Origin of the sequence: Bradyrhizobium genosp. SA-3 (assembly GCF_004212635.1) — a bacterium.
GTDB lineage: Bacteria > Pseudomonadota > Alphaproteobacteria > Rhizobiales > Xanthobacteraceae > Bradyrhizobium.
In genome coordinates this window covers 1-10,341 of record NZ_PSRT01000218.1, presented here as the reverse complement: position 1 = coordinate 10,341, position 10,341 = coordinate 1, and the positions used below count along the sequence as shown (strand labels likewise).

Here is a 10,341-nt window from a genome sequence, read left to right as displayed (position 1 = left end):
CGCCGCGCTGGAGCTGCGTGGCGTGACGCGCCTGTTCGGCGCGCTGGCAGCGCTGACCGACGTCACCATCACCGTGCGTCCCGGCGAGCGGCGCGCGGTGCTCGGTTCGAACGGCGCCGGCAAGACCACGCTGTTCAACTGCATCACCGGCGACTTCCCGCCCTCCTCCGGCACCATCCGCTTCTTCGGCGAGGACGTCACGCACTTCCCGCCCTATGAACGCATCCGGCGCGGGCTGCGGCGGACCTATCAGATCTCGGCGCTGTTCCCCGGCCTCACCGTGCAGGACAATGTCTATCTCGCCTGTCGCGGCGTTTCGCGCGGACGCTTCTCGTTCCTGCATCCGGGACAGAACGATGCCTTGACGCATGCGGCCGACAATCTCGTGCAGGCCGTGCATCTTTCCGCCGTGAAGGACCAGCGCGTGGTCGAGCTCGCGCACGGCCAGCAGCGCCAGCTCGAGATCGCGCTCGCGCTCGCGGGCGCCCCGCGCTTCGTTCTGTTCGACGAGCCGGCGGCCGGCCTGTCGCCGACCGAACGGGCCGAGCTGATCGAGATCCTGACCTCGCTGCCTGCGCATATCGGCTACATCATCATCGAGCACGACATGGACGTCGCTTTGCGCGTCGTCGAGAGCGTCACGATGATGCACAACGGCCGCATCTTCAAGGAGGGCCTGCCGCAGGAAATCCAATCCGATCCCGAAGTGCAGGAGCTCTATCTCGGAGGCGGCCATGAATGAGGTCCGCCGCAGCAAGGCCGCGCTCGAGGTCCGCGGCCTCGACGTCTACTATGGCCACTCGCACGCCTTGCAAGGCGTCGATCTCACCCTGGAGAGCGGCGTGTTCTCCGTCGTCGGCCGCAACGGCATGGGCAAGACCACGCTGTGCAAGGCGATCATGGGCCTGGTCGGCGTGAGCGGCGGCTCGATCCGCGTCCGCGGCGAAGACATCACGCGGCGGGCATCGGCGCAGATCGCCCGGCTCGGCGTCGGCTATGTGCCGCAAGGACGCCGTCTCTGGCGCTCGCTCAGCGTCGACGAGCATTTGCGGCTGGCCGGCGGCCTGCGGCCCGGCGCCTGGACCGTCGATCGCATCTACGAGACCTTCCCGCGTTTGGCCGAGCGCAAGGATCACGGCGGCGGCCAGCTCTCCGGCGGCGAGCAGCAGATGCTGGCGATCTCGCGCGCGCTGCTCACCAATCCGCATCTCCTCATCATGGACGAGCCGACCGAAGGCCTCGCGCCTGTCATCGTGGCGCAGGTCGAGGAGATGCTGTTGCGGTTAGGAGAGGACGGCGACATGTCCGTGCTCGTGATCGAGCAGAATATCGGCGTCGCCACCGCGATCTCGCGCAACGTCGCAATCATGGTCAACGGCCGCATCAACCGCATCATCGACTCTGCGCGCCTCGCCGCCGACCGCGAGCTCCAGCAGCGCCTGCTCGGCGTCGGACTTCACGCCGAGCTCGAGCCGGATATCGACGTCGCCGCACCCGGCGTCGAAGCTAAGCCGGCGCCGGCGCCGCGCCGCGACGGACCGATCCGCATCTATATCTCCAACCCGACGCTCCCGACCCGATGGTCGCACCCGGTGCCGATCGCCCGCATCGAGGCCGCAGCGCGCACGCTCTCGACGCAAGTCGCGCGGCTTGACGAGACGGCGCGGCGCAAGCGCGAGCCGCTGGCGGCGCAGGCCGCCGGTCCACCCGTGGTGCTGGTCGTCGGCACGCTCGACACCAAGGGCCAGGAACTACGCTTCATGCGCGACATCATCGCGGAAAGCGGCCTGCGCACGCGGCTGGTCGACGTCTCGACCAGCGGGAAGCACTCCAGCTGCGATGTCTCCGCGCAGGAGATCGCCCTGAACCATAGCCGTGGCGGCGCGGCGGTGTTCGGTCCCGATCGCGGGGCCGCCGTGACCGCGATGGCTGATGCCTTCGCCAACTGGCTCCGGCGCCAGGGCAACGTCGCCGGCGTGATCTCGGCGGGCGGCTCGGGCGCGGCGTCGCTGGTCGCCCCGGGCCTGCGTGCGCTTCCCGTCGGCGTGCCCAAGCTGATCATCTCCTCCGTCGCCTCCGGCGATGTCGGGCCCTATGTCGGCGCCGCCGACATCACGATGATGTACTCGGTCACCGACGTGCAGGGGCTGAACTCGATTTCGCGGGCGGTGCTGGCCAACGGTGCCAATGCGCTTGCCGGCATGGTCAAGGCGCGGCTCGATGCGCGCGCTGCAACGGCGCGCGAGGCCGGCGGCCTGCCCTCGGTCGGTATCACCATGTTCGGTGTCACCACGCCGGCGGTGCAGAGGATCGCCGTCGAGCTGCGCGATGATTTCGAATGCCTCGTCTTCCACGCCACCGGGGTCGGCGGTCGTTCCATGGAGAAGCTCGTCGAATCCGGGCAGCTCGCCGGCGTCATCGACCTCACAACCACCGAGATCTGCGATCTGCTCATGGGCGGCGTGTTTCCCGCGACGGACGACCGCTTTGGCGCCATCATCCGCAGCCGCCTGGCCTATGTCGGCTCGGTCGGCGCGCTCGACATGGTCAATTTTGGCGCGCCCGAGACCATTCCCGAACGTTACCGCGGCCGCAAGTTTCACGTCCACAATCCGCAAGTGACGTTGATGCGGACCACTGCCGAAGAGAACGAGCGCATGGGCCGCTGGATCGGCGAGCGGCTCAACCAGATGGACGGCCCTGTACGCTTCTTCCTGCCCGAGGGCGGCGTATCCGCACTCGATGCGCGCGGCCAGCCATTCTGGGATCCGGACGCCGATGCAGCGCTGTTCCGCACGCTGGAGCGCACGGTGCGGCAGACCGGCAACCGCCAGCTCATTCGCGTGCCGAAGAACATCAACGATCCCGAGTTCGCCGCCGCCATAGTCGGTGCGTTCCGGACCCTGTTCGGCCGCGCCGGGGCGCGCCGAAGAGTAGCGAGGTGACCGATGGCGAGGTTTGAACGCGCAGCGCTCCTGACGACGTTTCGCGACATGGCAAGGCGCGGTGAGCCGATCGTCGGCGGCGGCGCCGGCACCGGTCTGTCAGCCAAGTGCGAGGAAGCCGGCGGCGTCGATCTCATCGTCATCTACAATTCGGGCCGCTATCGGATGGCCGGCCGCGGCTCGCTCGCGGGTCTGATGGCTTACGGCGATGCCAACGCCATCGTGCTCGAAATGGCGAACGAAGTGCTGCCCGTGGTGGCCAGGACGCCGGTGCTGGCGGGCGTCAACGGCACCGACCCATTCCGCGACATGGACGTGTTTCTCGACCAGTTGAAGGCGCTCGGGTTTGCCGGCGTCCAGAACTTTCCGACGGTCGGCCTGATCGACGGCACGTTCCGCGCCAATCTCGAAGAGACCGGCATGTCCTATGCGTTGGAGATCGACATGATCGCCAAGGCGCACGACAAGGACATGCTGACCACGCCCTATGTGTTCAGCGAGAAGGAGGCCGCCGCGATGGCGATCGCCGGCGCCGACATCATCGTCTGTCACATGGGCCTGACGACCGGCGGCACCATCGGCGCGCAGACCGCGCTGAAGCTCAAGGACTGTCCCGCGCAGATCGACACTTGGGCGTCCGCTGCGCTCAGCGTCAATCCGGACATCCTGGTGCTGGCTCATGGCGGCCCGATCGCGGATCCCGCCGACGCCGATTTCATCATGAAGAACACCCGCCATTGCCACGGCTTCTACGGCGCCTCCTCGATGGAGCGACTGCCCGTGGAGCGGGCGCTGACGGAGCAGGTGCGTCAATTCAAGGCGATCGGCGCGCGGTAACGCCGAAGGTCCGAGGGAGGGAAAGATGTCGGGGGTATTGGTCGGTGAATTGATCCTCTGGCTGATCGTCGCGATCGTCGTGATCGTGGTTGGCGTCTACATCGTCAACTGGCTGTACCATCGCTCCTCCAAGGAGACGTCGTTCGTCCGCACTGGCTTCCTCGGCGAACGCGTGGTGATCAATGGCGGCGCCTTCGTGCTGCCGTTCATTCACGACTACACGCCCGTCAACATGAACGTGCTGCCGATGGGTATCGTCCGCTCCAGGCAGGACGCCGTGATCACCCGCGACCGCATGCGCGTCGACATCGAGGCCGACTTCTATGTCCGGGTGCAGCCGACCCGCGAAGCCGTCTCGATCGCCGCGGCGACGCTCGGCCGCCGCACCATGGAACCCGAGCAGCTCCATGCGCTGCTGGCCGGCAAGTTCATCTCCGCAATCCGCTCGGTCGCCTCCGAGATGACCATGGAGGAGATGCACGAGCGGCGCGGCGACTATGTCGCACGGGTCAAGACCAATGCAGCCGAGGCTCTCGCCCAGAACGGCCTCGAGCTGGAATCGGTCGCGATCACCGATCTCGACCAGACCGACCTGGAGTTCTTCAATCCCTCGAACCGGTTCGACGCCGAAGGCTTGACCCGCCTGATGGAGGATATCGAAGCCAAGCGAAAGCTGCGCAACGACATCGAGCAGGACTCGATGATCAAGATCCGCTCGCGCAATCTGGAAGCCGAGCGGCAGGCGCTCGAGATCGAGCGCGAGAGCGAGACCGCGCGCCTCGAGCAGGAACGTGACATCGAGATGCGCCGTGCCCTTCAGCGCACTGAAGTTGCCCGCGAACGCGCGCTTCGCGAGACCGAGGCGGAACAGGCGCAGATTTCCGCCCGCGAGGCCATCGAGCGCGCCCGCATCGCCAATGACCAGGCGATCGCCGAGGCCCGCATCGCCTCCGAGCGCGAGATCCGGCAGAAGGAGATCGAACGGACCCGCACCATCGAGGAGAAGGAGCTGCTGGCACGCGAGGAGATCGAGAAGACCCGGATCGCCAACCAGCGCTCGATCGACACCAGCCGCATCGCCTCGGAACGCGAGGTCCGCCAACGCGAGATCGAGCGGATGCGCACGGTCGAGGAAGCCGAGATCGCCGCGCGCGAAGCGATCGAGAAGGCGCGGATCCAGCAGGACCGCGTCGTCACCGATGCCCGGATCGCCAACGAGGAAGAGACAAAGCGCCGCGAGATCGAGCGCACGCGTGCCGTGGACGAGGCCGAAATCGCCGCGCGCGAAGCGACCGAAAAGGCACGTATCGCGCAGACATTGATCGTTAATGTCGAGCGCATCTCCTCGGACGAACGCACCCGCGCACTGGAGATCCAGCAGGTGCGAACCATCCAGGAGGCCGAGATCGAGGCCCAGCGCGCGGTCGAGGCCGCCCGCATCGCCCGCGAGCGGACGCTCGCCGCCGAGCGTATCGCCGCCGAGCAGAATACGCGGCAACTCGAAATCGAGCGCAACCAGGCGCTGGACGTCGCCGGCATCGCCGCCCGCGAGACGACCGAGGCCACGCGGATCGCGCAGGAAGAGCGTGTGCGCTCGTTGGAGATCGCCCGCAACCGCGCCGTCGAGGAGGCCGATATCGCCTCGCGCGAGGCGATCGAGGCAGCCCGCATCGCCCAGGAGAAGGCGGTTGCGGCCGAGCGGATCCAGGCCGAACGCGAAACCCGCGCGCTGGAGATCGAGCGGACCGGCGTGTTGGAGGCGGCCGAGCTGAAGCGGCGTGACGCGACCGAGCGCCAGCGTATCACGGTCGATCTGGCGCTCGAGGCCGAACGCATCAATTCGTCAAAGAAGCGCGAGGTGCTCAATATCGAGCAGAAGAAGGCGATCGAGATCGCCGATGAGGACCGCGTCATCGCGCTGTCCACCAAGAAGTCCGAGCGGATCGACGCCGACCGTCAGGTCCGGCAGGCCGAGATCGTCGCGCGCAAGGAGGTCGAGACTACTGACGTCTCGCGCGAGCAGGCGCTGGAAGCCGCCCGCATCGAGCGGCGGCGCGCCATCGAGCAGCTCGAGGTCGCTCGCGTGCAATCCTTGCAGGAAGCCGAAATCGCCTCCCGCGAGGAGGTCGAGCGCGCCCGCATTTCGTCCGACCGCGGCCTCGACGAGGCCCGGATCGGCCGCGAACGCGAGCTGCGCAAGCTCGAAGTCAATCGCGAGAAAGAGGTCGAGACCGTGCTCATGGAGAAGGCGATCGCGATCCACACGAAGTCGCTGGAGGAATCTGCGGCCAAGGCATCAGCCGAGGAAGCACGGATGCGTGCCACGGAAGCCACCGAGCGCGTCATCACCGCACGCGAGAACGAGATCGCCAAGCGCCGCAAGGGCGTAGAAATCCTCATCGCCGAGAAGCAGGCCGAGGAGACACGGATCGCCGCGGAGGCCGAGCGGGTGCGTGCCGCGGTCGAGGCCGAGGCGCAGCGCATGCTCAACGAGGCCGAGAACGTGCTCACCGACCAGGCGCGCTATTCGCTGTTCCGCAGAAAGCTGCTCGACCGCATCGAGGGCATCGTGCGTGAGAGCGTCAAGCCAATGGAGAAGATCGAGGGCATCCGCATCCTCCAGGTCGACGGCCTCAACGGCAACGGACACGGAAATGGCAATGGCGGCCGCAGCGCCACCGACGAGGTGATCGATTCGGCGCTGCGCTACCGCGTCCAGGCGCCGCTGATCGACTCGATCCTGTCGGACATCGGCGTCGAGGGCGGCAGTCTTGCAAAGATGCCGGGCCTGATCCGCGAGGCCCGCGACATGCAGGGCATCAAGGATTCCGCGCGCAAGAGTGGCGGCGGCGATAAACCGGCGGCCTCCCCGCCTGCGGCCGAAGGCGGTGAGCCGCCGGCCGAGCGCGGGCCGAGAAAGAAGAGCTGAGGTCTGACCCATGGCCCGCGTCTACGTCTCAACCGTCGTCAACGCCCGCAACGACCGCGTCTGGGCGCGGGTGCGCGATTTCAACGGTCTGCCGAACTGGCATCCGGCCATCGCCGAAAGCCGGATCGAGGGCGGCGAGCCCGCCGACAAGATCGGCTGCGTCAGGGACTTCCGCTTGCGCAACGGCGACCGCATCCGCGAGAAGCTCCTGGGCCTCTCCGACTACGACATGTTCTGCACCTACTCGATCCTGGAATCCCCGATGGGTGTCGAGAACTACGTCGCGACCCTGCGGCTGACGCCCGTGACCGACGGCGACCAAACCTTCATGGAATGGACCGCCGAATTCGACTGCGCGCCGGAGCGCGAGACCGAGCTCGTCAGCAACATCGGCGGCGGCGTGTTCCAGGGCGGCTTCGACGCCCTCAAGCGCGTGTTCGGAGGTTAGCCGTGCCGCATATCGTCAAAAGCACGATCCTGAGCGCACCGTCCGATGCGGTATGGAACGTGCTGCGCGATTTCAACGGGCACGACCGCTGGCATCCGGCGGTTGCGACCTCCTCGATCGAACGCGCTCAGGCCTCTGACAAGATCGGCTGCGTCAGGCGATTCAAGCTCAAGGATGGCTCCGAGCTGCGCGAGCAGTTGCTGGCTCTGTCCGACCTCGAACAGACCTTCAGCTATTGCCTGCTCGATACCCCGATCCCGATGTTCAATTACGTCGCCCATGTCCGCCTGCTGCCGGTGACCGATGGTGACCGCACCTTTTGGCACTGGGAATCGCGCTTCACCACGAAGCCCGAGGACAGGGACCGCATCACCCACATGGTCGCGGAAGATATCTACCAGGCGGGATTCGAGGCGATCCGCCGCCATCTGAAGGAGGCCGCCTAGCCATGGCTGTGACGGTAAAGACCTTTGCCAGCGCCGGCGAAGCGGCAGGGGCAATATCCTCAGATCGCAGCGCGCGCTATCTCGGCGGCGGCACGCTGGTGATGCGGGCGCTCAACGAGGGCGACGTTTCGATTTCGACCATCGTCCGCGCCAGCGACCAGGCGCTGACCCGGATCGATGCGTCCGGACCGCGCATCACGCTCGGCGCCGGCGTCACGTTCGCGAGAATTCTCAGCGAGCGCGACCTCGCTTTCCTGCACGCGCCGGCCCGTTCGATCGGAGGCCCTGCCGTGCGCAACATGGGCACCGTCGGAGGCAATCTCTTCGCGCCAAACCCCTACGGCGATTTCACCGTGGCGCTGCTGGCGCTCGACGCCACGGTCGCCGTGCAAGGCGGCTTCGGCGCCCGCGACATCGCGATCGAGGAGTTCCTGCAATCGCGCGAGCGGCAATCCGGCGCGCTGGTGCTCTCGGTCTCATGCACCCGGCCGGCCAGCACGGAGGCCTTTCGCTATCGCAAGGTTGCCCGGATCAAGCCGAAAGGCGGCTCGGTCATCACGCTGGCCGCACACCTGCCGGTCAGCGGCGGGCGCATTGCCGGTGCTCGCATTGCGCTCGGTTCGATGGCGCCGACCCAAATCCGCGCCAAGGCGGCGGAGCGCGCTCTCGAAGGACGCGCGCTCGATGCCGCAAACATCAATGCTGCCGCGTCTGCCGCAGTCGAGGGCACATCGCCCGCCGACAATGCGCTCGGCAGCGCGTGGTATCGCCGCGAGATCGTCGGCGTTCATCTCCGCCGTTTGCTGTCCGGCCAGGAATAGACTGGGATCACCATGTCCAAGACGCCATTGCAATTTCGTCACAACGGCCGCGACGTCGCCATCTTCGTCGATGGCGGCACCAACCTGCTGGTTGCCTTGCGCGAGCTGATCGGCGACATGACCCCGAAATTCGGTTGCGGCCAGGGCGGCTGCGGCACCTGCAGCGTGCTGATTGACGGAGAAATCCACCTCTCCTGTCTGACGCTTGCCGAGACCGTCGCCGGCCGCTCCGTCGAAGCGCTCGACGGCCTCAAGCAGGGCCCGAACCTGCACCCGCTCCAGCGCGCCTTCGCCGACAATTTTGCCGCCCAGTGCGGCTATTGCACGCCGGGCATGCTGATGGCCGCAAAGGCGCTGCTCGACCGCAATCCCTCCCCGAGCCGGGCCGACGTGATCGAGGCGATCTCCGGCAACATCTGCCGCTGCACCGGCTACGAGCCGATCATCAATGCCATCCTCGCCGCCGCGGGCGGCCGGGCCAGCGCCTGAGGTCAGACCATGCTGGAACTACGCAAGGACATCTTCGCCGACGAGCGCGACGACAATCTCAAGGAGATCGGCAAGGGCACGCAGCGCCAGGACATGCTTGGTCACATCACGGGCACGTCGAGCTATTTTGGCGATCATAAGCTCCAGGGCATGCTGCACCTCAAGGTCGTTCGCTCGACCCAGGCCCATGCAAGGCTGCGCCGCATCGATACCACGGACGCAGAACGCTCGGCCGGCGTGCGCCGGATCATTCGCGGCACTGACGTGCCGGTCAATCTCAACACGCTGCTGAGCCTGATCAATTTCGGCAAGGACGACGAGCCGTCGCTGGCCGTCGACAAGGTCCGCTACAAGGGCGAGCCGATCCTTGCCATCGTTGCCGACAGCGAGCGTGAGGCTTTTGAGGCCATCGCGAAGGTCAGGGTCGACTACGAACCGCTGCCGACCGTGTTCGACGTCGAGGACGCGCTGAAGCCGGCGCGCCCGTGGTCAACGAGACTTATCCGAAGAACGCCTTCATCTATCACGACGTCTACGATCACCAGCGTCTGCGGTTCGGCGATGCCGACGCGGCGCTCGCGAGCGCCGACCACGTGCTCGAACAGCGCTACCAGATGTCGCCGATCGAGCACGCGCCGACCGAGACCAATGGCGCGATTGCCGCGCCCGACACCAACGGCCGCTACGTCGTCTACACGTCGACGCAAGCGCTGTTCTTCTCGGTCGACACCTGCGCCAAGATTTTGGACGTGCCGTCCAACACCTTCCACTTCATCGGCGGCACCGTAGGCGGCGGCTTCGGCGGCAAGGTGGACACCTTGACCGAGCCGCTCGCCATTCTCGGCGCCATGCTGACCGGGCGTCCCGTCCGCTACGTATTCGGGCGCGAGGAGGAGATGCAATACGGCCCGCCGCGCGGCGCCGAGCGCATCTACATCAAGGACGGCGTGATGCGCGACGGCCGCATCGTCGCCCGAAAAATCCGTGCCTATTTCGACAGCGGTGCCTATACGCGGCTGTCCAGCTATGCCGCGGTGAAATGCGCTGCGCATCTGCCGGGCCCTTACACCATCCCGAACGTTTATGGCGACGTCTATTGCGTCTTCACCAACCGCACGCCGGCGACTGCCATGCGCGGCTTCGGCGTCACGGCAATGGACTTCGCCATCGAATGCCAGATGGACAAGCTTGCAAACCTCGTCGGCATGGATCCGATGGAGTTCCGGATTCTGAACGCCTATCGCGACGGCGACATGAAGGCGCATCGGCGCGAGGCCAAAAACACGGCGCTGATCGAATGCGTTCAGGTCGCCGCCGAAAAGGCCAAGTGGCCGATCCGTGACGAGTTCAGGCGCGCCTCCTCCCGCAAGGATGGCGGCGGCAGCCGCGCTGCGATCCCGCCGACGCCGACGGAGCCGCGCGCGCG

At 66.7% G+C, this 10,341-nt stretch carries 8 protein-coding genes and 1 pseudogene; all 9 read left to right on the top strand.

The genetic code is table 11. The annotated features are described in order from the left end of the window. A partial coding sequence (locus tag CWO91_RS40085) for an ABC transporter ATP-binding protein (protein WP_245471530.1) occupies positions 1-742 on the top strand: 742 nt, incomplete at its 5' end. Then, complete coding sequence (locus CWO91_RS40080) at positions 735-2,945, top strand: ABC transporter permease (protein ID WP_130220853.1); 2,211 nt, start codon at positions 735-737, stop codon at positions 2,943-2,945. The genes CWO91_RS40085 and CWO91_RS40080, both read left to right, overlap by 8 nt. Positions 2,946-2,948: 3 nt before the next feature. Next, positions 2,949-3,782, top strand: a complete 834-nt coding sequence (locus tag CWO91_RS40075; RefSeq protein ID WP_130220852.1) for a phosphoenolpyruvate hydrolase family protein — start codon at positions 2,949-2,951, stop codon at positions 3,780-3,782. Positions 3,783-3,807: 25 nt separating this feature from the next. Then, a complete protein-coding gene (locus CWO91_RS40070) occupies positions 3,808-6,711 on the top strand; it encodes a flotillin family protein (protein WP_130220851.1) in 2,904 nt (967 codons plus the stop codon). A 10-nt stretch (positions 6,712-6,721) separates the two neighbouring features. Then, positions 6,722-7,159: an SRPBCC family protein gene (locus tag CWO91_RS40065; RefSeq protein WP_018318067.1), complete on the top strand. Its 438-nt coding sequence runs from the start codon at positions 6,722-6,724 to the stop codon at positions 7,157-7,159. A gap of 2 nt (positions 7,160-7,161) precedes the next feature. Beyond that, on the top strand, positions 7,162-7,605 hold the full coding sequence (locus CWO91_RS40060; RefSeq protein WP_130220850.1) for an SRPBCC family protein: 444 nt from the start codon (positions 7,162-7,164) through the stop codon (positions 7,603-7,605). A 2-nt stretch (positions 7,606-7,607) separates the two neighbouring features. Further along, on the top strand, positions 7,608-8,426 hold the full coding sequence (locus CWO91_RS40055) for an FAD binding domain-containing protein (protein ID WP_130220849.1): 819 nt from the start codon (positions 7,608-7,610) through the stop codon (positions 8,424-8,426). A 12-nt stretch (positions 8,427-8,438) separates the two neighbouring features. After that, the gene (locus tag CWO91_RS40050) at positions 8,439-8,915 is read left to right on the top strand and encodes a (2Fe-2S)-binding protein (RefSeq protein ID WP_130220848.1); all 477 of its coding nucleotides are present in this window, start codon (positions 8,439-8,441) and stop codon (positions 8,913-8,915) included. 9 nt (positions 8,916-8,924) lie between these two features. After that, positions 8,925-10,341, top strand: a pseudogene (locus tag CWO91_RS40045) (xanthine dehydrogenase family protein molybdopterin-binding subunit); the annotation flags it as partial.

Coding starts and splice junctions, on each gene's coding strand:
- CWO91_RS40080 (WP_130220853.1), top strand. CDS start 735: ATGAATGAGGTCCGCCGCAGCAAGGCCGCGCTCGAGGTCCGCGGCCTC.
- CWO91_RS40075 (WP_130220852.1), top strand. CDS start 2,949: ATGGCGAGGTTTGAACGCGCAGCGCTCCTGACGACGTTTCGCGACATG.
- CWO91_RS40070 (WP_130220851.1), top strand. CDS start 3,808: ATGTCGGGGGTATTGGTCGGTGAATTGATCCTCTGGCTGATCGTCGCG.
- CWO91_RS40065 (WP_018318067.1), top strand. CDS start 6,722: ATGGCCCGCGTCTACGTCTCAACCGTCGTCAACGCCCGCAACGACCGC.
- CWO91_RS40055 (WP_130220849.1), top strand. CDS start 7,608: ATGGCTGTGACGGTAAAGACCTTTGCCAGCGCCGGCGAAGCGGCAGGG.
- CWO91_RS40050 (WP_130220848.1), top strand. CDS start 8,439: ATGTCCAAGACGCCATTGCAATTTCGTCACAACGGCCGCGACGTCGCC.